Annotated in this window: 22 protein-coding genes; 6 read left to right on the top strand and 16 right to left on the bottom strand. The window is 62.5% G+C overall.

Translation table 11 applies throughout. The annotated features are described in order from the left end of the window. Nucleotides 1–2 precede the first annotated feature (2 nt). From ACZ1JM_RS16650 to ACZ1JM_RS16620, 7 genes are all read right to left on the bottom strand, one after another. Complete coding sequence (locus tag ACZ1JM_RS16650; protein WP_465133463.1) at nt 3–1094, bottom strand: TrbI/VirB10 family protein; 1092 nt, start codon at nt 1092–1094, stop codon at nt 3–5. Nucleotides 1095–1097: 3 nt separating this feature from the next. Beyond that, on the bottom strand, nt 1098–2003 hold the full coding sequence (locus ACZ1JM_RS16645) for a TrbG/VirB9 family P-type conjugative transfer protein (protein ID WP_465133462.1): 906 nt from the start codon (nt 2001–2003) through the stop codon (nt 1098–1100). After that, nucleotides 2000–3250 (bottom strand): TrbL/VirB6 family protein, encoded by a 1251-nt coding sequence (locus ACZ1JM_RS16640; RefSeq protein ID WP_465133461.1) that lies wholly within the window; start codon nt 3248–3250, stop codon nt 2000–2002. Before ACZ1JM_RS16640 ends, ACZ1JM_RS16645 begins: the two co-directional genes overlap by 4 nt. 4 nt (nt 3251–3254) lie before the next feature. Next, a complete protein-coding gene (locus ACZ1JM_RS16635; protein ID WP_465133460.1) occupies nt 3255–5693 on the bottom strand; it encodes a VirB4 family type IV secretion/conjugal transfer ATPase in 2439 nt (812 codons plus the stop codon). Nucleotides 5694–5719: 26 nt separating this feature from the next. Further along, nucleotides 5720–6001, bottom strand: a complete 282-nt coding sequence (locus ACZ1JM_RS16630) for a VirB3 family type IV secretion system protein (RefSeq protein WP_465133459.1) — start codon at nt 5999–6001, stop codon at nt 5720–5722. Nucleotides 6002–6004: 3 nt separating this feature from the next. Beyond that, complete coding sequence (locus tag ACZ1JM_RS16625) at nt 6005–6349, bottom strand: TrbC/VirB2 family type IV secretion system protein (RefSeq protein ID WP_465133458.1); 345 nt, start codon at nt 6347–6349, stop codon at nt 6005–6007. Nucleotides 6350–6576: 227 nt separating this feature from the next. Next, a complete protein-coding gene (locus ACZ1JM_RS16620; RefSeq protein ID WP_465133457.1) occupies nt 6577–6951 on the bottom strand; it encodes a hypothetical protein in 375 nt (124 codons plus the stop codon). Between the two features lie 279 nt (nt 6952–7230). On the opposite strand from ACZ1JM_RS16620, the gene ACZ1JM_RS16615 reads away from it, so the two are divergent. From ACZ1JM_RS16615 to ACZ1JM_RS16605, 3 genes are all read left to right on the top strand, one after another. After that, nucleotides 7231–8829, top strand: a complete 1599-nt coding sequence (locus tag ACZ1JM_RS16615) for a hypothetical protein (RefSeq protein ID WP_465133456.1) — start codon at nt 7231–7233, stop codon at nt 8827–8829. A gap of 94 nt (nt 8830–8923) precedes the next feature. Beyond that, nucleotides 8924–11632 carry a TonB-dependent receptor domain-containing protein gene (locus ACZ1JM_RS16610; RefSeq protein ID WP_465133455.1) on the top strand — a complete coding sequence of 903 codons (2709 nt, stop codon included), beginning with the start codon at nt 8924–8926 and terminating at the stop codon, nt 11630–11632. Between the two features lie 324 nt (nt 11633–11956). Next, on the top strand, nt 11957–12532 hold the full coding sequence (locus ACZ1JM_RS16605; RefSeq protein WP_465133454.1) for a TMEM165/GDT1 family protein: 576 nt from the start codon (nt 11957–11959) through the stop codon (nt 12530–12532). Between the two features lie 129 nt (nt 12533–12661). Here the strand turns inward: ACZ1JM_RS16605 and ACZ1JM_RS16600 are convergent, their stop codons facing one another. Beyond that, the gene (locus ACZ1JM_RS16600) at nt 12662–13348 is read right to left on the bottom strand and encodes a response regulator transcription factor (RefSeq protein WP_465135115.1); all 687 of its coding nucleotides are present in this window, start codon (nt 13346–13348) and stop codon (nt 12662–12664) included. A gap of 215 nt (nt 13349–13563) precedes the next feature. Here ACZ1JM_RS16600 and ACZ1JM_RS16595 point away from each other — a divergent pair, with 215 nt between their 5' ends. Together ACZ1JM_RS16595 and ACZ1JM_RS16590 are read left to right on the top strand one after the other, a co-directional pair. Continuing rightward, complete coding sequence (locus ACZ1JM_RS16595) at nt 13564–14463, top strand: UDP-2,3-diacylglucosamine diphosphatase (protein WP_465133453.1); 900 nt, start codon at nt 13564–13566, stop codon at nt 14461–14463. Continuing rightward, a complete protein-coding gene (locus tag ACZ1JM_RS16590; RefSeq protein ID WP_465133452.1) occupies nt 14460–15524 on the top strand; it encodes a glycosyltransferase family 4 protein in 1065 nt (354 codons plus the stop codon). Before ACZ1JM_RS16595 ends, ACZ1JM_RS16590 begins: the two co-directional genes overlap by 4 nt. 59 nt (nt 15525–15583) lie before the next feature. Here ACZ1JM_RS16590 and phoB read toward each other — a convergent pair whose 3' ends face one another. The 6 genes from phoB to ACZ1JM_RS16560 are packed head-to-tail and all read right to left on the bottom strand — an operon-like array spanning nt 15584 to nt 21095. Further along, nucleotides 15584–16270 (bottom strand): phosphate regulon transcriptional regulator PhoB, encoded by a 687-nt coding sequence (phoB, locus tag ACZ1JM_RS16585; RefSeq protein ID WP_465133451.1) that lies wholly within the window; start codon nt 16268–16270, stop codon nt 15584–15586. Beyond that, a complete protein-coding gene (gene phoU / locus ACZ1JM_RS16580; RefSeq protein WP_465133450.1) occupies nt 16267–16968 on the bottom strand; it encodes a phosphate signaling complex protein PhoU in 702 nt (233 codons plus the stop codon). The genes phoB and phoU overlap by 4 nt, the downstream gene beginning before the upstream one ends. Before the next feature lie 24 nt (nt 16969–16992). Beyond that, on the bottom strand, nt 16993–17754 hold the full coding sequence (gene pstB, locus ACZ1JM_RS16575) for a phosphate ABC transporter ATP-binding protein PstB (RefSeq protein ID WP_465133449.1): 762 nt from the start codon (nt 17752–17754) through the stop codon (nt 16993–16995). A 4-nt stretch (nt 17755–17758) separates the two neighbouring features. Then, on the bottom strand, nt 17759–18646 hold the full coding sequence (gene pstA / locus ACZ1JM_RS16570; RefSeq protein WP_465133448.1) for a phosphate ABC transporter permease PstA: 888 nt from the start codon (nt 18644–18646) through the stop codon (nt 17759–17761). Beyond that, nucleotides 18639–20012 (bottom strand): phosphate ABC transporter permease subunit PstC, encoded by a 1374-nt coding sequence (gene pstC, locus ACZ1JM_RS16565; RefSeq protein ID WP_465133447.1) that lies wholly within the window; start codon nt 20010–20012, stop codon nt 18639–18641. The genes pstA and pstC overlap by 8 nt, the downstream gene beginning before the upstream one ends. Before the next feature lie 33 nt (nt 20013–20045). Then, entirely contained in the window at nt 20046–21095 is a 1050-nt protein-coding gene (locus ACZ1JM_RS16560) for a substrate-binding domain-containing protein (RefSeq protein ID WP_465133446.1), read from the bottom strand. A 372-nt stretch (nt 21096–21467) separates the two neighbouring features. Between ACZ1JM_RS16560 and ACZ1JM_RS16555 the strand changes: the two genes are divergently transcribed. Further along, a complete protein-coding gene (locus ACZ1JM_RS16555) occupies nt 21468–22889 on the top strand; it encodes a porin (protein WP_465133445.1) in 1422 nt (473 codons plus the stop codon). Between the two features lie 49 nt (nt 22890–22938). Here the strand turns inward: ACZ1JM_RS16555 and ACZ1JM_RS16550 are convergent, their stop codons facing one another. Then, nucleotides 22939–24249: a glycoside hydrolase family 130 protein gene (locus ACZ1JM_RS16550; RefSeq protein WP_465133444.1), complete on the bottom strand. Its 1311-nt coding sequence runs from the start codon at nt 24247–24249 to the stop codon at nt 22939–22941. Further along, entirely contained in the window at nt 24221–26467 is a 2247-nt protein-coding gene (locus ACZ1JM_RS16545; protein ID WP_465133443.1) for a glycosyltransferase family 4 protein, read from the bottom strand. The genes ACZ1JM_RS16550 and ACZ1JM_RS16545 overlap by 29 nt, the downstream gene beginning before the upstream one ends. Nucleotides 26468–26902 lie beyond the last annotated feature (435 nt).

Genomic DNA, 26902 nt, shown 5'->3' with positions numbered 1-26902 from the left:
CGTCACTGAACCTGACTGAAATCAAGGTCCTTGGCCGTGAACACCCGTATCGGCTGCCCCTGCCTCACCCGAATGGTCGGTCCGATTTGGGAACCGTTCTGCACGGCAGCCGATGCGGCGGAACTGCCGCCGCCCACCACCACATTGGCGCCCCCAGATCCCAGAGTGGTCAGCCCGCCGACCACGGAAAGCAACATCGCCGAACCAAAGCGTTCGAAAAAGTGGCTGTTCACTTTGCCGGGAAGCCCGGTTTCGCCGCCAAAGGCGATGGCCGGAGAACCAAGGTTGACTGATACGCCGTCAGGCCGGATGAGGCGCGACCAGATCACGTAAGCGCGCTTCTGCCCCGAAGTCAGCCCGCTTTTGTACTGACCGATCAAACGTGAAGACCGCGGGACCAGAACGCGCTTGCCATCAAAGCTGCGCACATCCGCCGACACGATTGCCCGAACATAGCCGGGAACATCAGTGTCTATGGCAGTCTCCAGTACGGCCGGGATCAAGGTTCCCTGCGTCACGGTGGTGGCCGGGTCGAACGAGCGGGCAGCCGACGCGGTCGATCCGGTGCCGCCAATACGGGCAGCGAAATCATCATTCGGGTTACCACCCTTAGCAGCCTCACCGGCGGGACCAGTCAACGGTACGGCCACACCGCTTCCGGCATCAAACACGACCGTTGGGCTGGCGTAGCGGTTGGCCTGGTTCGCCGCTTCTGGATTAGCTGCAGGCGGTGCCGCCAGAACTGGTGATGGCGCCGGAGCGGGGAGTTGCTCAGGCATAGGCGCAGGTGCCGGTGTCATGGGCTCCGGCATTGCCGACGCTGGAGGAGACATCGCAGGCTGCGGAGCGCTCTGCGGTTTCTCATTGATAGGGCCAGTCCGGGCCGAGTCCATCGACCACAAGGTCAGGCCGCCCAGAGCCGCAACGATTAATACGCCGGCAGCAAGACCGAGACCGTCCCCCTTCTTTCGTTGAGAAACCTGCGGAAGGACATTGCGGGTGGCAAGGTCGATAACCTGCGCGCCTGCGTTGTCGCGCGGGTCAGTCGCGGCTTCGGGCGCAAAGCGTTCACGCAGCGTAGAGTTTGGCGCCATGGCTCAGTTCCCTTGGGAATTCGGCAAAACGATCGTGCCAGCAGGCACGGTCACCGGGTTGTTTGACGCGACGGTCGGGCGGACAGCTTGAGGGGTATGCTGCCCCTGACGGGCCGCCGCAATTGCTGTCTGTGCCTGCAGCGGTGCTGGAGCCGGGCGCGACGCCAATGGATAGGAATTGACGAGTTCCGCCTTTGCCTTGCCGGAGCGAAGGACAATCGTATCGGGAACGCCCTCCAGCACGATCGTCGTGCCACGCACGGCGTAGTTCACCGGTCCCTCGTCGCCCTTCTCGTTTGTTATCAGGATAGCTGGGACGGGCGTGCGGTCAGGCCAGAGCAAGTAAGTGGAGAGCCCATCGTCGTAGACGCGTGTCGGCAGCAGCTTGTCCACGCCGGCCTTCTTCCAGCTGAAATTCAATGCGGCAGGGTCGCCTGGCAATGCCGAAGGGTCACCTGCAGCCAGCGCCTGTTCGGCGGGATCGAGGCTGGCAAGGGTGGGGTTTGCCAGCTGATCGCCTTTCGGTTCATCCTTGTAGGTGAAGCGAAGCATATACAGGGGCCGCGCTTTCGCCGAGGCAACGAGATCGAAGAAATACGTGTGGCGGTTGGTCACCACCGTCATGTTCGTGCGTGCGGTGCTTTCCAACGGCTTGACGAAAAGCAGGTCCGCACGCTTGTTGGGGGTAATCTGCCAGGCCTGCGAATCCCCGACTGCCACGTTCTCAATCGCTTCACCGTTGCCAAAGGCGATGGTCGCCTGAACACCGGCCTTGCCATCGATGCGGACGACCTCGTTATCGCTGAACGCATGGTTCAGAAGGCGCTCGTCAGCGTGCGCGGCATGGGACAAGGCCATCATGACGGCCGCTGTGGCGATCATGCGATTACGCAACGTCGCGCGTATCATCGTATCTTCTCCTTGGCCGGCAATCTGCCGGAGTCGTTCGAGGCGCGGAAACGGCTACCGATACCTCGGGCGCGGGGAACGCTTTCTCCACGCCGCAGGGGTTCGATCCCGCCACCGCTGATCTGGGTAACAACAGTCCGCCGTTCGCTGGTGCGAGCCATTCCGGACTCTGACGATGTCGCATCGGTCATTGCGATAGCGCCAGCGGCGGATATCACGGACGCCCGACCTTGATAGTTTGCTGCTGCCGCAGACGCAGCGGGGGAGGCTACCGAAGCGCCCTGTTGCGCGGAAGATGGGCGTTCGCGATCTTGTCCATTCCCACCTGCAAGACCGAATACCTGCCAGCCAGCTACCATCGTGCCCGCGACTTTGACGACCATGACCATGAGAGCGACATGAACCGACGCGACCAGGAAGAAGGCCATCGCCCCTCGCCCATCGATCGCCCCTGCATTGGCGCCCTGAACAAGGCCAGCGATGATCGGAACCAGCAACTCTAGCGTGATCCCACCACCCAGCACGACGAACAGGGGTGTGATCGCCGTCAAAGCAACACCGCGCAGCCATCCAGCAGTCAACCCGCGCGTACCGCCGAAAAGCGCCATCACGACGAATATCGGACCGAGCGCAAGCAGCACTGCGAGCGCGATCCGGGCGGTCAGCAGTACGCCGACAGTGCCAAGCAGAAGCAACAGCGCACCCATCCACATCACGCTCTCAGGGGTGAACATACCGCCCGCGCCCTTGGCTGCGAGCGCAGCGCCTGCGGCTTCGGCCCCGCCTTCGGATGCTCCTCCGCCACCAGCTTGCTTGGTCGCTTCGGAGATGTCGTTGATAGCCGAGAACACGATGTCGATCCGGTCACCGAACAGCTGTGTGGCTGATCCTTTCGCGCCCATCAGAACGCCGGCGATCCAGTCCGGACCGCCGACGGCAAGGTTCCAGACGACCCCCTGATAAGCAATCCAGCTGGTGGCAAATGTAAGCACCACACCCATGCGCAACATGCGCGGCGTCAGCGCCGAGATGCCGAGGCTGGAACGGCCGGTCAGCAGCGAGAATGCAAAGAAGGCGATATATAGCGTCAGCAGGATGGTGAGTACCGGCCCCATCGCTCCGCCAGCCCCGAACAGCCGACCAAACGCGGACGCGGCCATTTCGTTTGCGACGCAATCCACGGCCCGCAAGGCCGGGGCGACGCCGGCAGAGGCCCTTTCCGTGAGCTGTTGGCAGGCGGCGCTCATCAGCTTACTCCGCCGCCTCTACCCAAAACTCGTCATCGGCAGTATCGTCCCACTGATCGCGCGGCCAATCCATGCCTGTAAGTGCCGGATACCAGCCTTGCGGCGCATCGCCGTAGCGCTCACGAAGCTGATCCAGCTTGCGGACCGTGCTTTCACGACCCGACAGCAGCGTCAGCACTTCCGGCATTCCCGCCAAGTCCAAACGGACGACAACCGAGGTATCGGACTGGCGAATAAGGAAGCAGCGCGAATGCGCGGGTAATGTGCGGATCACGTCCAGTTCGTGATGTGACAGGCCAAATCCGTCGCAATAGTCTTCGGCGCGAGCACGCGAATTGGGCATGAAAATCATGGTCGCAGTCTGTTCGACCAGCGCGGTAGCGATCTTGCTGTCCAACGCGTCGCGAGCCGACTGCGTGGCAAATCCAACCAGCGCATTACGCTTGCGAAGGGTCTTGAGCCAGTCGCGAATGCGCGCGGCGAACACTTCATCGTCCAGCGCTTTCCAGCCTTCATCGATGAGGATCATCGTCGGCTCGCCATCAAGGCGCTCTTCGATACGATGGAACAGATACATCATGACCGGCGTGCGCAGCCGTGGGCTTTCCAGCAGCGCCGTCATATCGAAGCCCAGCACGCGCTCGCTCAGGTCAAGCCGGTCCTGCTGATTGTCGAACAGCCACCCATGCTCGCCACCCTGCAACCACGCATCAAGACGCGAGGCAAGATCGCCTGGCTCAGGCCGACGCGCGCCTGCCAGCAGTTCGCGGAAGTGTGAGAGACGACGCAGCGAAGGATCGTTGTGATACGCCGCATCAACCGCGTTCGCGATAGTCGAAAGCTCTTCAGGGCCTTTCGCAGCCAGCAACACGGCCAGCCAATCCCGCAGAAACGCGCGATTTCCTGCCGTATCTGGCAGCGCCATCGGATTGAAGCCGGTGGGATGGCCTGCAGCGATACGACTGTAATTGCCGCCAATGCCCCGCAGGAAAACTTCAGCGCCGCGATCTTTGTCGAAAAGGATAGTGCGGGGAGCGAACTTCTGCGCTTGCGCCGCAAGGAAGTTCATGACCACCGTCTTGCCGGAACCCGACGGACCGATGACGGTGAAGTTACCCAAGTCCCCCTGATGGAAGTTGAAGAAGAATGGCGTCGAGCTCGTGGTCGCGAGCAGCGTAACTGCATCACCCCAGTGGTTGCCGCTGGCCTGACCCATGGCGAAACCATGCAGGCTGCCAAAGCACGCCATGTTGGCGCTGGAGATCAGGGCCCGGCGAACGATGAAGCTTTCATTGCCAGGAAGCTGGCCCCAGAAAGCAGGCTCGAGGTTGACGTCTTCGCGTACGGCGACCGCACCTGCATCCGCCAGTGCAGCGGCGCAGGATGCCGTCACTTCATCAAGCTGATCCAAGGTACCTGCTCGAACGAGCACCGAAAGATGGTGATCGCCAAAACCAACGGCGCCGGTACCCAGCGCATCGCGAGCGGCGGACATTTCGCGGCGTTCCGCCACGGCTTCCTCGTCCGCGCTGCGCAGGCGGCGGATCGACAGATCGATGCGTTCCCGCGCGATCTGTCGATCGGCAGGGGCGTAGGTTTCCGTCAGGACCAACTCGCACGGCAGTCTTAGCAGCGCGTCAGTCAGACCCGGAGCGGTAGAGTCGGGATAGTCCTTCAGCGATACGATCGATCCGAATGCACCACCCGTCGCACCGCGCAACTCCAGCGCATCCATGCCGAAGCTCGCCCGGCGGTACGGCAGCATATGGCCAATATCCGTATCGTCCGCCGGACGGCGGACTGGCCGCATCTCGCCATTGTAGAGCGCGCTCAGCAGTTCCAATACTTCGGAGCAGAGACCCGCAGCGCCTTCATAATCACCCAATACCCGTGCGCCGTAAGCCCCGAGTGAAGCCACCATGGCTGACGCAGCCGCACGCAATGCACGAATGTCGGCGGGGTCAGCCTCGGCGGTCTCCGCCTTGGATTTCATCATACGGGAAAGCTTATCGGCCCAGCCCGCCTTGCCACGAGCGGGCCGGCGGACGAGCGTGATGAACTGATCGTTGACGAACAGCGCGCCGGACGAGGTGCGCGAACGCCAACGTGCATCGATATGCGCGGCCAGCGGATCGTCGAACCGCCCTTCCATCTCCACTTCGACCCGGCGGCGGATCACATGGTGATAAAGTACAAACCGTGCATCCAACGACGAGCGCAGCAAAACTTCGCGAGTGGCGACGTGCGCATTCAACTCGTCACTGTCCGCAGTTTCAAACGCGAAGCCGGGAACCATGAGCGAAAGCATCACCGATCCGTCGCGGAGCCGCACGACGTTCTCGTCGACCATGCCCGCGTAGGGCAGGCGATCGCCGGCCAGCACTTCCTTGCCGGCGAACTTCGCCATCGGGCCTTTCAACGGCGATTTCAAGCTCTTGGCCATGGTTCTGTTTCCCCCGCGCCGATCGCTTAAGGCGCGTAGCTGTTGCAGCCCCAGCGTTGCCAGTTGGCGACGCGCGGGCATTTGCTGACTTTAGCGATCCACAGATCAAAAACCCGAGGTTCGCGCAGGCAGGCTAGGTATCCGGTGCCGTGGATCGCCAGTGCGGCGGGTAAGGCCCAGAAGCTCTTGGTGATGAGGAAGATCTCCGTCGTCACCGCAGCATTGATGATGAAGAAGCTGTAGGTCACGCCTGCGAACATCTGCGGGCGGGTCAGCGCGCGATGAACCGGATAGCGAGCCAGGCTCATGGTTCAGCCCACCGCTGCCGATTGGATGCCGGTGACGATCGCCCCAGCGCCGAACAGGATGAAGACGCCGATGATGACGGTCGCGCCAAAGCGCCAGTTCATCCGGCCCGTAAGCATCATGAAGCCCACCGCGGCAACAGCCATGACCGCAACAGCGGTGGCGACATTGCCAAGCAGCGTCCCTTGAAGCCAGCCCAATGCAGCCACGATCGGGCCGGAACCAGCGGGATCCGTGGCCACCGCTTGCGCGTGAGCCGAAAGAGGGGCGAGTACGCCCGCAAGAGCACTCAAAACCCCGGCAAAACCGCGGCGAACGCGGCCGTCAAACTTTACGTATCGAATCACCATGCCCTCCATCTGACGGCCAAGTGCGCCACCTCGATGACAGGTGTGTGACGATGGCGCTGCGAACCGTCATGGTGGGCTGGTTATAACAGCCGAAAGTTTCCTAATTCGTTACGAGAGAAGAATCTGGTAAATTTCTTCCAAACGGAAAGATCGGTGCTTACCGCATGAAATGGCATCGCCAAGGCCAGAGTCAGTAAGACCCCGACCTCGCGATGCGCACGATTATGTCAGCGTGACGCCATTGTCCGTGCCGCCGTCATGGACTTCATCGCCATCCGCGCCGCTACCCGCGAATCGACCCAGCTGCCGTCCGCCAGTTGCAGGTCATAACGGTCAGGGCTCGCGATCGCCCACTGATAAGCAGCAACGGCCTTGTCCTTCATGCCTGCCCGCGCATAAGCCGAGCCCAGGTTGATTAGCGCCGCCGGATCTTCTGACCGCATGGCACCGCCAGCTTCCAATTTGCGAACCGCTTCCTGAGCCTTGCCTGCCGACAGTTCCGTGTAGGCGACATCGGTCGTGTCGAGGGCGGTCTTGTCGGGCGCGAGCGAAAAAGCGGACTGGCCAAGCAAGAGCGCTACGGCGAGGGTTGAGATGGACATGACGGCTCTCCCGAGTGTTTTTGACCATCACATCGTCTGCCTGAAAATTTGGTTCATCAAGAAAATGACGGCACTGTCATAAAACTGCAATTTAGATGTGAGTCGCCCGCTTTTGAGCGATTCGCGAGGGCTGTGCAGCGGTTCGTCATTTCACTGTCGTATTACTGTAGATTACTGTCATCGTATCGCCAACAAACCGTCATTCCGCAGGATTAGACGCCCCCCAGCAACGAGACCGGAGTCGCCGCCTCGTTCCGACCTGAACACGGGGGATCCATCGTGAAGAAAATTTCTGGTCTGCTGCTCGTGGGCTGCAGCGCAATCGCTCTCGCTGGGTGTGGTCCCAGCGACATCGCATCGCCTGGTACCGGCGGTGACGTGATCATCACTCCCACACCGACGCCGACGACGCCCCCGACCACCCCAGGAGTTGGCACGGTTACGCCGGCTACCGGCTGCCCGACGATCGCTGATCCCCAGGGTCTGACCGACGCGGGTACGATCACCGGCCCCACCGGAACGTGGCGCGTATGCAGCCTGCCTAGCGTTGTACGTACGTCTACCACGCTGCCCAAGTTGGCTGGCGTCCTCTATCAGCTGCCTGGCCGGGTCGACATCGGCTGCGACGGCGGCTTCGCTGCTCCGACCACCGCAGCGCCTTATGCCACCTCGACGGTTGGCTGCCCTACGGCCTCGCTGACGGCAGACACCAACGTCACGCTCACCATCGAGCCGGGCGTGATCGTCTTCGGCGGCACCGGCCAGTCCTGGCTCGCGGTCAACCGCGGCAACAAGATCAACGCCGTTGGCACCGCGACTGCACCGATCATCTTCACCAGCCGCGACAACATCCTCGGTCTCAACACCGACAATTCGCAGGGCCAGTGGGGCGGCGTCGTGCTGATGGGTCGCGCCCCGGTCACCGACTGCACAACCGGTTCTGTTGCCAGCGGAACCTGCGAACGCCAGACCGAGGGCGCTCCCAACCCGGCTCGCTTCGGTGGTTCGGACACCGCGTATAACGCTGGTTCGATGCGCTACTTCCAAATCCGCTATTCGGGCTTCGTGCTGGGATCGAACGTCGAACTGCAGTCGCTTACCGGCGAAGGCGTCGGCACCGGCACCACGCTCGACCACTTCCAGAGCGTCAACAGCTCGGACGATGGTTCGGAATGGTTCGGCGGCAACATCAACATGAAGCACTACATCGCCGTCGGCGCTGACGATGACAGCCTTGACGTCGATACCGGCGCTCAGATGAACGTGCAGTACGCGATCATCGCCCAGCGCGCCGGCTTCGGGGACTCGTTCCTCGAAATTGACAGCAACAACAATGAAACCGATACCCCACGCACTAAGCTGAACGTGGCCAACTTCACGTTCATCAAGCCGGCCGGCGCCACCAACAACGACAGCAACAACCAGGCGTCGATGTTCTTCCGCGGCAACTCGGACACGACCCTCGTCAACGGTGTCGTTTCTTCGGGTGACAACGAGTGCATCCGCATGAATGGTTCGGGCGCGACCCCGGCTACCCTGACCGCCTCGTCGGTCGTGATGCAGTGCGCGGCCACCAAGTACATCGGCACCGGCAGCTACACCGCCGCTCAGGTACAGACTGCCTTCGCCGCTGGCAGCCGCAACAACCGCGACGACTTCACGACCACCCTGACGAACACCTTCGTCAACGGTGCGAATGAAAGCGGCGTGGTAGCCATCGACCCGAAGACGGTTTCCGCCTTCTTCGACACCACCACCTATGTCGGTGCCGTACGCAACTCCAGCGACACCTGGTTCGCCGGTTGGACCTGCAACACCGCCACCGCCAACTTCGGCAGCGGCAACTCGGGCAACTGCACCACGCTGCCGACAACCTGAAGCGGGCCAGCCTTGCCTGACAAGGTCTGACTCATACGCGGGGGCGGTCGCCATGGCTGCCCCCGTCCTCGCATTTGGAACTAGGGGAATTCCGATGTCTATGACGTCGCGGCTCGCCGGCGGTCTGTTGATCACGTCGGCACTCGTTTCGCCAACTCTGGCGCTCGCGCAGGTCGATCCTGCTCCGTCTTCCGCAAACACCGGGGCGGAAAGCCCTTCGGCGCAGAGCGTGCCCGAAGAAGCTGTCGCGGACGAGGTCGATATCTCGGTACCCGGCGGCGGCGCGGAGATCGTGGTCACCGGCTCGCGCAACCGCAACGTCGTGCGCTCATCGGATCAGGTCGTCTCCATCCTGACGACCGAGGAAATCGCCCGCACCGGCGAAGGCAACATCGCTGGCGCGTTGGGCCGCGTGACCGGCCTTAGCGTCGTCGGCTCCGGCTATGTCTACGTTCGCGGCCTAGGCGATCGCTACTCGCTGGCGCTGCTCAACGGCTCGCCCCTCCCCAGCCCTGAGCCGCTTCGGCGTGTCGTTCCGCTGGACATCTTCCCCAGCGGCGTCATCGCATCCTCCCTCGTCCAGAAGAGCTACTCGGCCAACTTCCCCGGCGAGTTCGGGGGCGGCGTGATCAACCTGACGACCAAGGCCGTACCCACCGAATCCTTCCTGACGATCGGCGGTGGTTTCCAGGTCGATTCCGAAACGACCGGTGAATTCGGCTATTCCTACTACGGCTCAAAGACTGACTGGACCGGCTTCGACAACGGTAGCCGCGACATTCCTCCCGCCCTCCAGAGCTTCTTCGACAGCGGCGCGTCATTGAATTCCGGCGCCGTCGATTCGCGTGCGATCGGATCGGAACTGGTCCGCTTCAGCCGGGCTACACTGCAGAAGGTACGCAACCTTCCGGTCAACTTCTCCACCTCGATCACGGCCGGCACCGCCTTTGATCTGGGCGGGGCGGACCTGGGCATCATTGCCGCAGGTGGTTTCAGCAACAAGTGGCTCAACCGCCAGGCAACCCAGCAGACATCCTTTGCATCGGACCTGTCCCAGCTGCAGACCGACTTCAATCGCGTCACGACCGAGAACCGCATCGTCGCCAACGGCCTGATCGGTCTGGGCCTCGAGTTCGGACGCAACAAGATCCGTTGGACCAATCTCTACATCCGCGACACCATCAAACAGGGTCGTTTGGGCATCGGCCAGCGCAACCAGACCAACGCCGACTTCATGCAGCAGGACACCGGTTGGTACGAACGCCAGTTGATCGACACTCAGATCACCGGTGAGTTCAAGCCGGCGCCGGGCCTGTCGATCGACGTTCGCGGCGGCTTTGCCAATTCCCAGCGTGAAGCGCCTTATGAAACGTCCTTCGAGTACGTACGCAGCAATGCCGCGTCGGACCCGTACGGCAATCTTTTCGTCAACCGCCTGAACGGCAACTCGGGCGAAGCCAGCGTCACGTTCTCGGACCTGAAGGAAGACCTGTGGTCCGCCGGACTTGACGTCAGCTATGCGCTGACGCCTTCGATCGTGGCGACCGTGGGCGGTGCGTTCAGCGATACCAACCGCCTCAGCTCACGCCGCCAGTTCCTGTTCCGCGCGTCGAGCACGTTCCCAAACGAAGCGGCAGTTCTCCGCCCCGACCTGCTGCTCTCGCCCGGCCTGATTGTCGGCACCACGGCAAACGGCGCCACCGTTGGCGGAGTGGACCTGATCGAGCCGGACGAAGCGACCCCCGCGTTCCGTGGCAAACTGCGCAACTGGGCTGGCTACGCCAAGGCGAACGTCCAGTTCTCGGACGACATCAGCCTTGATGCCGGTGTCCGCTTCGAAAAGGCGAAGCAGGAAGTGACGGCGGTTCAGGTGTTCAACACCCCGCCCAACTACACGCCCACGCCGCCGCTGAACAAACAGTATTGGTTGCCTTCCGCAACGCTGACCTGGCAGATCCAGAACGATCTCCAGGCCCGCTTGAGCGCATCTAAGACGATCGCGCGCCCGCAGTTTCGCGAGCTGATCTATCAACCGTTCTTTGACCCGGACAGCAACCGCCAGTACCTGGGCAACCCGCTGCTGACCGACAGCCAGCTGTACAACGCCGAAGCGCGTATCGAATACTACTTCGCGCCCGAGCAACGGGTTTCCATCGCTGGCTTCTACAAGAAGCTGGACAAGCCGATCGAGTCCTTCATCACCGTACTGTCGGACAACCTGGTCACCAGCTATGCCAACGCACCGGAAGCCCGGCTCTATGGCGCGGAATTCGAGGCGACCAAGTATTTCGACCTGTCCAGCATGGGTGGTTGGTTGAACAACACGCGCGCTCTGGTCATTGCCAACTACACGTACAGCAAATCGAAGCTGAAAGTGGCGTCGGGCGATACAGTAGCCGTCTATGCCGCGTCGTCCGGTGTCGCCACGGATTACTTCCGCAACGGCGCCCCGCTTACCGGCCAGTCCGACCACCTCGTCAACCTGCAGCTCGGCCTCGAAAATACCGAGCGGCTGTCGCAGCAGACCATTCTGGTCAGCTATGCCAGCGAGCGCGTCGTCAGCCGTGGTCTCAACGGTTCCGTCGCCCAGCCCGACGTGATCGAGCGGCCCGGTTTCCAGCTGGACTTCGTCGCACGTGAAGGCGCCGAGTTCCTTGGCCAGGAAGTCGAGCTGAAGTTCGAGGCTCGCAACCTGCTGGGCACTCGCCACCGCGAATACCAGCGCAGCGGCGACAACGTGGTTGAATTCAACACCTACGACGTCGGCACCGTCGTTTCGTTCTCGGCCCAATTGAACTTCTAGGGTGTCCCAAGGGAGACCCTGCACTCCCGACCCACCTTGAACAGGCCCGGCGCAGCGATGTTGCCGGGCCTCTTTTTTGCCTTTTCAAATTGTACTGCTCCGCCTAGGGATGCCGGGTCATCTGGGGAGTAGCCGCCCGCGCCCCGCCCGAAAGGGTCGCATCGCGGGACCTGCCGTCAACATACTTGGTCGAGAGGCCATGGCGCGCAGGAGAACGGGAAACCGTTCGGGCGAGACCAATGACGCATCGTGGTTCCGCTCGGCCGGGCGGGTTCCGCGTGCGTCGTTGTGTTTAAGCCTTGCGCCCGGCCCGGAGTACAGACCTTGGAAGCCCTGCTCACATCCACCGCCGTCGTCGCCCTTGCCGAGATCGGCGACAAGACGCAGTTGCTGGCGATCGTTCTTGCCACGCGGTTCAAGCGGCCTTGGCCGATTGTGGCCGGCATTTTTGTTGCCACTCTGGCTAACCATTTCCTCGCGGCGCTGGTGGGCGAGCAGGCGGCATCTTTCCTAGACGGTCTGTGGTTTCGCTATCTCGTTGCCATCAGCTTCATCCTGATGGCCGCCTGGACCCTGATCCCTGACAAGTTTGACGAGGATGAAGAAGCCCGGCCCAGTCGCTTCGGGCCGTTCCTCGCTACCGCAATCGCGTTCTTCCTGGTCGAGATGGGCGACAAGACGCAGATCGCGACGATTGCGCTTGGCGCCCGCTTCCAGAGCGTGCTCCCGGTGATGGCCGGAACCACCATCGGCATGATGATCGCCAATGTTCCGGCGGTATTCCTGGGCAATGCGCTGATCAAAAAGGTCCCGCTCAATGTCGTGCGGACGGTGGCGGCGCTTTTGTTCCTGGCGATCGGCGTGTGGCTGCTGGCCCAAACGGCGGGCTGGCTGGGCTGAGGTTTAGTTGATGAAGTGCATGCGGCGGCCAGCCTTCATGAAGGCTGGCCCCGGTGTGCTGTTCGACGGTTGAAAGAGCCCGCGCGATCGTAGCAGGCTCTTTCAATGTAGGAAAACGAACGCCGCCCTTCAGAGCGTGTCGAACACATATCCCAGCGAGCGGACGGTACGCAGCGGGTTGCCTGCGCCGACGCCCTTCAGCGCACGGCGCAGACGACCGATCCACACGTCCACCGTCCGTTCGTCCACCGCCGGTTCCTGCTTGCCGAGCGCCGCGATCAGCTGGGTGCGGCTGAACACGCGGCCGGGATGTTCGATGAAATAACGCAGCAGACGCAGTTCGTTCGGCATCAGCGAGATCGGCTTGCCCCGGAAGCGCGCCTGGAAGGCGGCCACGTCCACCATCAGTTCGCCCTGCGTGACGACGCGAATGCCCGCGCTGTCCTGCTCGCCCAGATTGGCGCCCAGCACCCGGTCGAGCAGCGCATTGCGCCCCAGCGGGCCGACCATGTAATCGTCCGCCCCCATGCGCAGCGCGCGCTTGCGATCCTCCTGATTGTCTTCCTCAAGCACCATCGTCACATGGGCATGCGCGGTCAGCGCATCGGCGCGCAGCCGACGGCACAGTTCCAGCCCGGACATTTCGGGCAGCACCCAGTCGATGAAGATCCACAGCGCGCCTTCGATCAGCGGCAGTTCGGCAAAGTCCGTCCAGCGGTGCAGGACCACGTCGAACTGGTCATGCCGAAACGGCGCGTAAGCGCCGGACGTACCGCTCGAAAGCTCGCTCGCCAGCAAAATGTCGATCCGCCGCATTGCCCCGTTGTCTGCCCTATGATCCAGCATAACGCCCCTGAATGAGGGCCGCTGTTGCATCCGAGTGTGACGGGCGAGTGACATATCGATGACGGCGCGGTGAAACGCGAAGGCGGGCAATCATCTGTCACGAAACTGACCTCCAACCGTCATGGCGACGCAACGCCATCGCGGCATACACGGCATCAAGCAGTCAGCCGGGGATATTGCCGACTATGCGCGATCAAGTGGACACCCTACTCGCCCGTGGAACCGCTCTTGCCGTCCGGGACCGGGGCCAGATCCCGGCCTGGCTGGACATTCCCGACCCCAAGGGCTTCCGGCCCAAGCGCAAGTACCGCACCATCTGGATTTCCGACATCCACCTTGGCACGCGCGGCTGCAACGCCGGGATGCTGGTCGATTTCCTGCGCTCGGTGGAGTGTGAGACGCTCTATCTGGTGGGCGACATCGTCGACGGCTGGCGGCTGCGCAAGGGCTGGTACTGGCCCGATGCCCACAACGAAGTGGTCCGCCGCATCCTGAAAATGGCGCATCGCGGAACCCGGGTGATCTTCATCGCGGGCAATCATGACGAGATGCTGCGCGATTACGCGGGCCTCAGCTTCGGCGGGGTCGAGCTGGCATTGGAGGCGGTGCACACCACGCTGGATGGACGGCGCCTTTTGGTGACGCACGGCGATGCGTTCGACGGTGTCGTCCTCTATCACAAGTGGCTCGCCTTCCTGGGGGACCAGGCATACGGCATGCTGCTGCGCGCCAACATCGTGTTCAACGCGGTACGCCGCCGCTTCCATCTGCCTTACTGGTCGCTGTCCGCCTACATGAAGAAAAAGGTGAAGAACGCGGTCCAGTACATCGGCAGCTATGAAGAAGCCGTCGCCAACGAGGCGATCAGCCGGGGCTTCGACGGTGTGGTGTGCGGGCACATCCACTGCGCCGAAATCCGCGAGTTCGGCGGCATTACGTATTACAACGATGGGGACTGGGTGGAAAGCTGCACGGCCCTCGCCGAAGACCTGACCGGCCATCTCGCCATCATCGATTGGGTAGCTGAAACCGGCGGTCACACCGCTCAGGCAGAACCCGCCGTTGCTGCCGGAGCACCGGCATGAAACTGGCTCTGGCAACCGACGCCTGGTTGCCGCAAGTCAACGGAGTGGTCCGGTCGCTGACGTCCACGGTCGATCATCTCACCCGGCGCGGCCATCATGTGGAAACGCTCACCCCTGATCGATTCCTCACCGTGCCGATGCCCGGGTACGCTTCGATCCGGCTGGCGATGGCCCCTCGCTTCGGGGTGCGGCGGATGCTGGATCAGGCCCGGCCCGACATCGTCCATATCGCCACCGAAGGCCCGATCGGCTGGGCCGCGCGCGGCTGGTGCCTGTCGCGCGCGGTGCCCTTCACGTCCGCGTTCCACACCCGTTTCCCCGAGTATGCGGCGGTGCGGACCGGCCTGTCGGCGGAATACTTCTGGCCGATCCTGCAACGTTTCCACGCCCAGAGCCGGGCCGTGATGGTATCGACCCGCAGCTTGGCGAGCGAACTGGATGGTCGCGGCATCGGCCCTACCCGCGCGTGGAGCCGGGGCATCGATCATGCACAGTTCCGCCCCGATGGGCCGCGCCATCCGGCGATGGCCGCCCTTCCCGGCCCTGTCCTGTTGAACGTGGGCCGGGTGGCGCCCGAAAAGAACCTTGAGGCATTCCTCAGCCTCGACTTGCCGGGCAGCAAGGTAGTGGTCGGCGATGGCCCGGCGATCGAGGCGCTGCGCCGCCGCTATCCGGACGTGCTGTTCCTTGGCGCGCTGTCCGGCGCGGAGCTGGCCAGCGCCTATCGCGCCGCCGATTGCTTCGTGTTTCCCAGCCTGACCGATACCTTCGGCCTCGTCATCATCGAGGCGCTGGCGTGCGGCACTCCGGTCGCCGCGTTTCCGGTGACCGGCCCGATCGACATCCTCGGCAGCGACGGACGCGGCGTCGATCACCGCGTCGGCTGGCCTGCCGGAGCGGTGGACGCCAGCCTGGCCCGCGCGATCAACGGCGCGCTGACCGTCGAACGGACCGACGCGGCGGCTTTGGGCAGTCTCTATTCCTGGGAGCGGGCGACCGATCAGTTCCTGGCGGCCATCACCAGCGCGCTGGACGCCGACGACCTGCGCAGCGCGGCATAAACCCGCTGTCGTCACCCTGAACTGGTTTCAGGGTGACGCCGGCTTTTGGTCGCTATCGCTTATGCCACGTCCATCGCATAGCCGGCGGCGCGGACGGTGCGGATGGGATCGGTGTCGCCGTCGCGGTTGATCGCCTTGCGCAGGCGGCGGATGTGGACGTCCACGGTCCGCTCGTCGATGTCGGAGTCCATGCCCCATACGCCATCGAGGATCTGCTGGCGCGACACGACGCGGTTGGGCCGCTCCATGAAATAGCGCAGCAGGCGGAATTCAGTGGGGCCAAGGTGCAGCGGCTCTCCGGCGCGGCGCACGCGGTGGCTGGTGGCGTCCAGTTCGATGTCGCCCCAAGACAGGACGCTGCCGGTCAGCGAGGGCCGGGCACGGCGCAGCAGCGCCTCGATCCGAGCCATCAGTTCGCGGGGTGAGAACGGCTTGGTCACATAATCGTCCGCGCCGGTCTTGAGGCCGCGGATCATGTCCTCTTCCTCGCCGCGCGCGGTGACCATGATGATCGGGATCTGCGCGGTTTCCTTGTCCTTGCGCAGCTGGCGGCACACTTCGATGCCGGGCACCTGCTCGATCATCCAGTCAAGCACGATGGCGTCGGGCGCCTGTTCGCGCACCATCACCAGCGCTTCCTCGCCATCGGCGGTAGAGCGCACGTCATACCCTTCGGCACTGAGGTTCCAGGTGAGCAGTTCGCACAGCGCGACGTCGTCCTCTACGACCAGGACCGACGGGTTCACGACATCATCCCGCGTGACGTATCGTCGGTCAGCGAATCGCGCTCGGTGCAGTATTCGCCGGTCGCCGCGTAGTAGACCATCTCCGCGACGTTGGTGGCATGGTCGCCGATGCGCTCAAGGTTGCGGGCGATGAACAGCAACTGCGCGGCGCTGGTGATCGTGGCCGGGTTTTCCATCATGTGCGTCAGCAGCGAACGGAACAGCGTGTTGTAGAACTGGTCCAGCTTCTGGTCGCGGCGGATCACTTCCACCGCCAGCGCCGCATCGCGCGAACCGTAGGCGTTCAGCACATCGCGGACCATGCTTTCGGCGATTTCGGCCATCGTCGGCACCAGCGTGACCGGATCGATCTTGGTCCGCCCTTCCAGCGCGTTGACGCGCTTGGCGATGTTCTTGGCATAGTCGCCGATGCGTTCGATAACGCCCGAAATCTTCAGCGCGGCGATGACGTCCCGCAGATCGTCGGCCATGGGCGCGCGAAGGGCGATGGTCCGCACGGCGAGGCGGTCCACTTCGGCCTCCAGCGCATCGAGGCGGGCATCGGCGGCGACGACTTGCGCGGCCAGTTCCTCGTCATGCTGGACGAGCGCGGTGATGGCATCGCGGATCGCAACTTCGGCAAGCCCGCCCATCTCGGCGACGAGGCCACGAAGCTGGCCGATCTCGGAGTCAAAGGCCTTGACGGTATGGTCGACCATGGCTGTTCCCTGTCAACGCACCACTCAGCCGTAACGGCCGGTGATGTAGTCCTTGGTGCGCACTTCGCGCGGATTGGTGAAGATCTGGTCCGTCTCGCCATATTCGACGAGGCTGCCCAGGTGAAAGAACGCCGTGCGCTGCGAAACGCGCGCGGCCTGCTGCATCGAGTGGGTGACGATGACGATGGCGAAGCTTTCCTTCAGCTCGTCGATCAGTTCCTCGATCCGCGCAGTGGCGATGGGGTCGAGGGCGGAGCACGGCTCGTCCATCAGGATGACTTCGGGGCTGACGGCAATCGCACGGGCAATGCACAGGCGCTGCTGCTGGCCGCCCGAAAGCGCGGTGCCGGCATCGGTGAGCCGATCCTTGACCTCTTCCCAAAGACCGGCCTTGGTCAGCGCGTTTTCCACGATGATGTCCATGTCCGGCTTAGAACTGGCAAGACCGTGGATGCGCGGGCCATAGGCGATATTTTCGAAGATCGACTTCGGGAACGGGTTCGGCTTCTGGAACACCATGCCGACACGGGCGCGCAGGGCGACCGGGTCCATGCTGGTGGTGTAGATGTCCTCTCCATCCAGCAGGATTTCGCCCGTCACTCGCGCCCCGGCGATGGTGTCGTTCATCCGGTTAAGCGTGCGCAGGAAGGTCGACTTTCCGCAGCCCGAAGGGCCGATGAACGCCGTGACCAGACCGTTGTCGATGTCGATGGAAACGTCGTTGATCGCCTTCTTCTGTCCGTAGAAGACGTCGACGTTGCGGGCTGTGAGCTTTGTTTCTGTCATGTCCCTACCAGCGGACTTCGAATTTGTTGCGAAGGTAGATCGCAATACCATTCATGGCGAGCAGGAAGACCAGCAGCACGATGATGGCGGCGGAAGTGTTCTGGACGAAGCCCTTGTCGATTTCGTCGGACCACAAGAAAATCTGCATCGGCAGCACGCTGGACGGCGCGGTCAGGCTGTCTGCCGGGGTGGCGACGAAGGCGCGCATGCCGATCATCAGCAACGGCGCGGTTTCACCCAGCGCGCGGGCCATGCCGATGATCGTGCCGGTCAGGATGCCGGGCAGCGCGAGAGGCAGCACGTGGTGGAACGTCGTCTGCACCTTGCTCGCCCCGATGCCGTAGGCGGCTTCGCGGATGGAAGGCGGCACCGCTTTGATCGCGTTGCGCCCCGAGATGACGATGACCGGCATCGTCATTAGCGCCAGCGTCAGCCCGCCTACCAGCGGCGAGGAGCGCGGCATGCCCAGCGTGTTGATGAACACCGCAAGGCCCAGCAGGCCGAAGATGATCGAAGGGACGGCGGCAAGGTTGTTGATCGACACTTCCACCCACTCGATCCAGCGGCTTCGCGGGGCGAATTCCTCTAGGTAGATCGCTGCCAGCACGCCCATCGGGAAGCTGAGCAGCAAGGTGACCAGCATCGTCAGCAACGATCCCTTGGCCGCGCCCCACACGCCCGCCACACTGGCATCCGTGGAGTCCGAGCCTGACAGAAACTGCCAGTCCAGACCACCCAGCCCGTTCTTGAGCATGATCACCAGCAGCAGCGCCAGGAAAGCAAGGCTGAGCACGATCGCGCCAAGGCCGATCGCCTTGAACCGGCGTTCGGCGGCGTGTCGCTTCGCAAGGCGTTTCATCGCCTCGGGCGAATTCCAGTCGGACTTACTCATAGGCTTCGCGGAACCGCTTCACGACGCGCAGGGCGACGATGTTGAGGATGAGAGTGACGACGAACAGCACCAGCCCCAGCGCAAACGCCGACAGCGTCTTGGGGCTGTTGAACTCCTGGTCGCCCGTCAGCATCTGGACGATCTGGTAGGTGACCGTGGTCATTGAGGCGAAGGGATTGGCGGACAAGTTGGCGGCGGCGCCCGCGGCCATGACGACGATCATCGTCTCACCAATGGCTCGGCTGATCGCCAGCATCACGCCCGCGACGATGCCCGGCAGCGCGGCAGGCAGCAGCACCCGCTTGATCGTTTCCGATCGCGTGGAGCCGAGCGCCAGCGATCCATCGCTCATCGAACGGGGCACGGCGGCCAGCGCATCGTCCGCCATCGACGACACGAACGGGATGATCATCACGCCCATGACCAGACCGGCGGCCAGCGCGCTCTCGGTCGAGGGGTTCTGCATGCCGATCGACGCGGCGAAATCGCGGATCATCGGCGCGATCGTCAGCGCGGCGAAGTAACCGTAGACGACCGTGGGGATGCCCGCGAGAATTTCCAGCATCGGCTTCAGCCACTTGCGCGCGGCCGGTGCGGCGTATTGCGTCAGGTAGATCGCGCTCATCAGGCCGAGCGGGATCGCCACGATCATGGCAATGATCGCGCCGATGTAGATCGTGCCCCAGAACAACGGCACCGCGCCGAAATTGTTGTTGATGTTGTCGCCCATCGTGCTCGCCGGCGACCAGTGGGTGCCGGTGAGGAAGGCGATCGGCGACACGTCCTTGAAGAACAGGCCCGCCTCGAACACCAGCGATCCGACGATGCCGAAGGTGGTAAGGATCGCCATCAGCGATGCCACCAGCAACAGCGTCAAGACCGCGCGTTCCACTTGGGTGCGAGCGCGGAAGTCAGGACGGATGCGAGTGAAGCCATAGGCCCCGCCCGCGAAAGCGACGATCAGCACGATCACCGCCCCGATCAGGCCAAAGCGCGTGTTCGCGGCACGGATCGGTTCGACCAGCACTTGCGCTTCGGGATTGAAGGCCGTCGCGGACGGATCGTTTGCCAGATTATGCGCTTCGGCAACGATCGCGCCCAGCGTCATGGGATCGGTCGGCAGGGTAGCGGCAGCGGGATCGGCAAAGATCGCGCCCTCCACCAGCCCCGGCATGATGATCGACCAGGCACCCCAGGCGATCAGCGCAGGAACCAGGATCCACAGCGCCATGTGCCAGCCGTGATAGGAGGGCATCGAATGCATCGACCCCCGCCCCTTGTAGAGCAGCCGGGCCCGGCCCCGCGCGGCGAACCAGCCGACCAGGCCAAGGCCCAGAACGGCCAGCAGAACTCCGGTAAGTATCATGACTGGCCGCCCGGCCCTTTCCTGATCGTGGCTTTACTTCAGCTCGGACGGATCGAGCGGGGTCATTTTTGCGGCGATGTCGGCGCTCTTGGTGCGCACGTCTTCAGGCGCGATGACCATGCCCTTCTTCTGCAGCAGACCGTCCGTGCCCCAGGACTTCACCCATTCCGCGACATAGCCCTGCAGGCTCTTGATCGGGGCGAGGTGCTGCTTCTTTACGTAGATGTAAAGCGGGCGCGCACCGGGGTAGGTGTAGTCCGAAATCGTCGCGTATGTGGGCTGAATGCCCGACATGGAAATGCCCTTCAGGCTCTGCGGGTTCTCTTCCAGGAAGGAATAGCCGAACACGCCGATGGCCTTGGGGTTCTGCGAAATCTTCTGGACGATCAGGTTATCGTTCTCGCCTGCGTCCACATAGGGGCCGTCTTCACGAATATCGTGGCAGATCGCCTCGTACTTGTTCTTGTCGCTGTCCTTCAGCGCCTTGGTCGTGGCGTCTGTCTTGCAGCCGGCTTCTAGGATCAGTTCCTTGAGCGCGTCGCGCGTGCCGGATGTGGACGGCGGGCCGTAGACCAGGATCGGCTCAGCGGGGAGCGACGGGTTGACGTCCTTCCAGGTCTTGGCGGTGTTGGGCTTGCCGAACGGGTTGGCGGCCAGCGCCTTGTACACGTCGAGCGGGGTCAGCTTGAAGCCGGGGCCCTTCTGCGATTCGGCAAAGGCGATGCCATCGATGCCGACCTGGATCTCAACGACTTCCTTGACACCGTTCTTCTGGCATTCATCGTATTCGGACTTCTTTATCCGGCGCGACGCGTTTTCGATATCGGGGTGCTGCGCGCCGACGCCGGCGCAGAACAGCTTCATGCCTGCGCCCGTACCAGTGGCTTCGATGACCGGAGACTTGCTGCCGCTGGCCTTGGCATAGGCTTCGGAAACGGCAGTGGCGAAGGGATAGACCGTCGAGGAGCCGACGCCGCGAACGAAATCGCGCGCTCCGGCGCCGCCGCCGGCACCCGATCCGCCACAGGCGCTGAGCGCTGCCACGGAAACTGCGGCGAAGATAAAGGTCTTGGTCGAACGCATTGCATACCCCCTTGGGCTGATATGTGGAACGCCCCTATTGGTGTACGATGACACTTCCATGACGAAAAGGTGACATAGTCGTCGTCGTGCCGATTTGGCGCTTGTCGTTTCCTGTAAAAGTCGACGATCGGCAACGAGGACGAGCAGACCGGGAGTATCGCGCGTTTCCTTGATTGCCGAGTTTATTTTCTCGGTCGACGCGATCCGTCATACGCGCACCATCTGTTTCCATAACATTGCCTTATAACGGCTTCCCCACGTCAAACTGCTGCGTGATATGACCCACAGCCGTCACAATTGTCCTTGAAGTGTCATTTAATCGTCATTTTGACGTCATAGCTGCCGCCTCACGGCACTAATGCGGAGACACCGATGCCCACGCGAAATCTGGTTATCGGCGCTTCCGTTCTGGCGCTGTCGGTTCAGGCAATGCCCGCCAACGCCCAGGCGGTGGACGCGGCGCAGGCCGACGCCATGCGGGCCGAGATTCGCGAACTGCGTTCCCGGCTCGAGTCGCTGGAAAGCCGCCTTGGCGTTGCGTCACCGGCAGCGTCCGCGATTCCCGGCACGCCGCCCGCTCCCGCCCTCGCCGCGCAAACTGCGCCGACCGCTCCAACCGCCCCGAAAGACGCGTCTTCCGACAAGGCGCAGATCAAGTGGAAGGGCAGCCCGCAGATTGTTCAGGGCAACCAGAACTTCAAAGTGAAGGGGCGCATCCAGGCCGATGCTGCCTATGTCTCCGCGCCAAAGGGGCTGGCCGATCAGGGGCTTGGCTTTGGCAGCGAAATGCGGCGCATCCGGCTGGGCGGCGAAGGCGCGTTCAATAGCAACCTGTCGTACAAGCTCGAACTGGAACTGTCCGACAACGCGGTGGATCTGGTCGATACCTTCATCACCTTCAAGAAGGGGCCATGGCAGGTGCAACTGGGCAACCAGAACGCTTTCTGGTCGCTGGACGAGTTGACTGGCGACACTTCGGGCAGCGTGATGGAGCGAGCCGCCTTCACCGATGCCTTCGCGTTCGAACGCCGTCTTGGCTTGGGTGCGCAATATTCCAAGGGCGCTCTGATCGCCCAACTGGGTGTCTTTACCGATGACATCACCGCCATCGCCAACAGCAGCGACGGCGTGAACGGCGGAGACGAGAACAACAGCTACAGCATTGACGGTCGTCTGGTCTACGCGCCCAAGATCGGCGACATACAGCTGCATCTGGGCGGTTCCGCGCACTGGCGCAGGTTGGGCCGACTATCGGCCGCCACCACTCGCTATCGCCAGCGCCCCTTCGCGCACACGACCAACACGCGCCTGATCGGCACCCCGGCGATGAACGTCGCGGAAGAGACGATGTACGGCGGCGAAGTTGCCGCGATCGCCGGGCGGCTGCACGGCGTGGCCGAATACTATCGTCTGAAGGCCGACCGCGTCGGGCTGTCGTCCGTCGCGTTCCACGGCGCTTACGGCGAAGTGGGATACTTCCTGACCGAAGGCGATTCACGCGGGTACAAGGGCGGCATCTTCGTCAACAACGAGCCTACCAATCCGCTTGGCGAAGATGGCATCGGATCTATCCAGGTCAACCTGCGGTACGACTGGCTTGACCTGAACGACCGTGACATTCGCGGCGGCACGCAGGACGGTTACATCGTCGGGCTGGTGTGGACGCCGATCCAGTATCTTCGCTTCAACGTGAATTATGCATTGCTGCGCTATATTGGCGCGACCGCGCTGCCATCCGGTGACCGCGCCTATGACGCGAACGTGGTGGGCACCCGCGTCGAATTCGACTTCTGATCGGCAAGCATCAGGGGCGGCAGGCGATTGGCCCGCCGCCCGCCTGATCCTATTCCATCAGCCCCAGCAGCCGCTCGATACTGCAGGTGGCGAAGCCCACCGTACTGTCGGAGATACCATAGGGAATCAGCATCTGCTCACCCACCTTGAGGGCGCCGCAGGTGTAGACAACGTTAGGCACATAGCCTGAACGATCCGCGTTTTCTGCCGTCAGCACCGGCTCGGACGTGCGGGCCAGCACTTTGCTTGGATCGTCACGGTCCAGCAGCGCGCAGCCAAGCGCGTACTTGCGCATCGCGCCGACGCCGTGGGTGAACATCAGCCACCCTTCGTCACACAGGATCGGACTGCCGCAGTTGCCGATCTGGATGAATTCCCAAGGATACTTGGGCTCCATCAACAGGACGCCTTCATCATCCCACTGGTCGATCGCGTCGGATTTAAGCAGGAACAGGTTCTTGCCATCCTGCCGCCCGACCATCGCATAGCGACCGTCGATCTTTTCGGGGAACAGAGCCATACCCTTGTTGCGGCCAGCCGCCCCGCGGATCGGTTCCAGACTGAAATTACGGAAATCACGCGTACGCAGCAGTTCCGATCGGATCGAACTACCCGAATAGGCGGTGTAAGTGCCGATCCATTCGAAATCGTCGCCGCCATGGTCGAACCGAACGAGTCGCAAGTCCTCCAGACCACCGCGCTGCTGCTCGGTAATCGGGAAGATGACCGTGTTGGACAGGCTGGAATCGGGATTGCGATGGACGGCGACCGAACCATCGGCGTCGACCTGCTCTTCCTTGTCCAGTTCCACCGACGTCGCAAACGCGGCCTGCGGCCAAAGGCAGAAATCGCCGTCCAGCTCTGCGATACCCTCACGAAAGGCGATGGAGCTGATGTGCCCCTCACCCACGGCGCGAAGGCTCATGATGAAGCGCACGCACCCGTCCTGCAGGCCCGACTGATCGGGCGACGGAACGATCGACGGATTCATCAGGGCTGCCGCCGCGAACGTGTATTCGTGGCAGAAGTAGGCGCCGATAAGCCGCTGCTTCGTCTCCGAATAGTCGGCGGGATTCAGGTCCAGATTTTCCACCACTTCCCCAAAGCGATCCGCGAAGATACGCTCCGTCTGCCAGTGGCGTTCCTTGAAGTCTTTGAGGACGCGTTCGTATTCGATCGCCGCGCGCGATTCGTCGAGCGCGGCTACATCGTCGACCAGACGCATGGCTCGGCTGCCAGGCGCGTTCTTCGCCTGCCAGCCGAGATGGAATGGGCGCAACACCACGCGCGCCGGATCGGCGTGCAGGCGAGTCTCGAATATACGAAGCGGTTCAGACCAGTCGGTCTCGGGCCGATTCAAGCAAATCTCCTTCCCGGGAGAGTGGGGCAGTCGTAGACGGCTCGTGGACCAGCTTCATAAGCGCATAATGCGATAACTGGAAGGCCAGGATGGACTCCGCACCGCAATTTGCGTTCGCTCCACGGGGTGTCACGCCATCCCGACAACGCCCGGTGCCGACATCGGCCAGCACGGCACCACGGTCGTTATCGCCGAAGAACCAGCGCCATGCGGCCATCGCATGATCGCGCCAGTGTGGATCGCTGGTGGCGTCCCAGGCGACTTCGGCAGCTTCGATGGCAGCCTGCGATTCGAGCGGCTGCTGGTCGAACGGTAGATAGCTGTGTTCGCGAAAGAAGCTTTCCGATCCGATCGGACGGAACTGGCCCTTTGCGGAAATCTGCTGTTCGCAAATCCATTGGAGCGTTTCCAGGCCTGCATTGGTCCACTGTTCCTGACCCAGCGCCATGCCGGCTTCTATCAACGCCTGCGAGAGCCGCGGGTTGTCATATCCAAGGACGGCTTCGAACCATGCCCAGTCAGGACGCCGACCTTCCCCTAGCAGACGCATCAGGAAATCGCCGCCGTCTTCGACAACCTTGCGCGAACCCGCGTGAGCAGGGTTACGGCGCAGAACCGCGCAGGCGCCCAGCATCGTAAAGGCAATTGCGCGCGGAGACCCGAGCGGCTCTATGGACTTGAGCACTTCGTCGTAAAGGTTCAGGCCCCAGTCGGAAAGGCCCTTGTCAGGCGCACGCTCATAGGTCTGGCCGAGGCACCATACCGCACGGCCGTTCGAATCTTCCGATCCTTCGTCCTCGCACCATGAACGGTCGAAGCGCATGAAATTGCGGAAACGGCGGAGATCTGGGTTCCAGGCGAATTGCACGAACGAGGCGTAGACCAGGCTCCACTTCATCCGCTCCGCCGCGGAAATACCCTGCGCCACATTGAGCAGCATCAGCGCACGGGCATTGTCATCCAGGCAGTAGCCGTGACGACGATCCGGCACGACGCCGATCGAATGCTGCAGCATGCCGGTGCCGTCGCTCATGGCAAGCACGGCGGAAAGTCCGGGGATAGCCGTGAGCGGGGGAGTGTCGTGCTTGGCGGCCAGCGCGCTACCCGCCAGACGCGCGGTCGCATCAGCAAAGCGCGGCCAGATCGTTTCACGACCACGAGCATAAGCGCGGCGCTGCATCGCAGCCATCTGGTCAGGATCGTCGAGCAAGGCGTTGACCGCGCGGGCGATTGCCTCGCTCGAGTTTGGCTCGATCAAGCTGCCCACGTCCTGCGCCAGCAGTTCGCGCGCATGGACATAAGGCGTGGACACCACGGCCTTGCCCAGCGCCACAGCATAGCTGAGCGTGCCGGACGTCGATTGCTGCAGCCCCGGATAAGGGGTCAGGTAGATGTCGCAGGCTTCCAGCTGATCCAGCAGTTCCGGCGTATCCAGAAAGCGGTTTTCCCACGCGACATGGCGTGACACGCCCAGTTCTTCGGCCAAGGCTACCAGTTGATCACGATAGGCCTCGCCTTCCTGCGCCACGAGGTTGGGATGCGAGGCGCCGACAATGCGATAGAGCACGTCGGGGTGACGCTCGACAATGGCCGGAAGCGCGCGGATGGCGTGCTCCAGACCCTTGCCGGGACCAAGTAATCCAAAGGTGGTCAGCACCCGACGGCCCGACAGCCCGAGCAGAGCCTTGAATTCTTCCTGGCGACCGAAAGGACGATCCGGAGCACCGTGGTCAATCACGTCGATAATCTGAGCTGGGGCGCCATATTCGCTCTTGAGAAGATCGCGCGAGTGACGCGACATCACCATGATCCGCGACGCACGCGTAACCAAATGACGCAGGATCGCCCGCTGGCGGTCCGAAGGTTCGCTCAACACGGTATGCAACGTCAGCACCAGCGGCGCGGCAAGCCGGTCCACGAACTGGAGTACCATTTCTCCATCAGGTCCGCCGAAGATGCCGTATTCGTGCTGCAGCCACACCGCATCCACGCCGGACTCGTTGATGCGGCGGGCGGCGTGGATATACGCTTCCAAATCCTGGCTATCGATCACGCCCTCTACGCCCGGATAGTCCAGCGGCTGCAGAGGATCGTCCAGCGCATGGACCTGCACGTCTATTTCCGGATGGAAGCGGCGGAGCTGTTCGTGAATGTCCGTGGTAAATGTCGCGATGCCGCACTTGCGCGGGGCAAAGTTTCCGACCAGCGCAACGCGCATAGAACGAGTCGAAACTGCAGGAGCAGCTTCAAAAATTGAATGCACCTCTGCCAGTTCGCACCCGCTTTTGAATTCTTTGGAGAGTGGCAAGTCAGCCATGCGAACCCCTTGAACGAGAGATGAATGTGTCAGCCCCTCAATTCCCGGCTGTCATTTAAGTTTCACGCTGCAGCGCAATAAACTGGCAAACTGGATCATGCGCCCGATATCATGTTGTATCACGGCGTTTTGCGCGCACTTGTGACCGTATTCTGGTTGTTTCTGAGTCATCTACCAGCAACCTTTCCGCTCTCGTTCCGTAACGCCGCGATCACCAATTGGGTTCTGCTGCGAAAGCGTAGGCCCTGTCTCTTAGTTATCTGTTCAAGTGTCAGAAGACGCGAGGGGCTTGCGGAAGATATCTTCTTATGTTTCCCTGATGCGCAATAATTGAAC

The organism is Novosphingobium sp. BL-S-24 (genome assembly GCF_055521575.1).
This window is presented reverse-complemented; position numbering and strand designations above follow the sequence as displayed.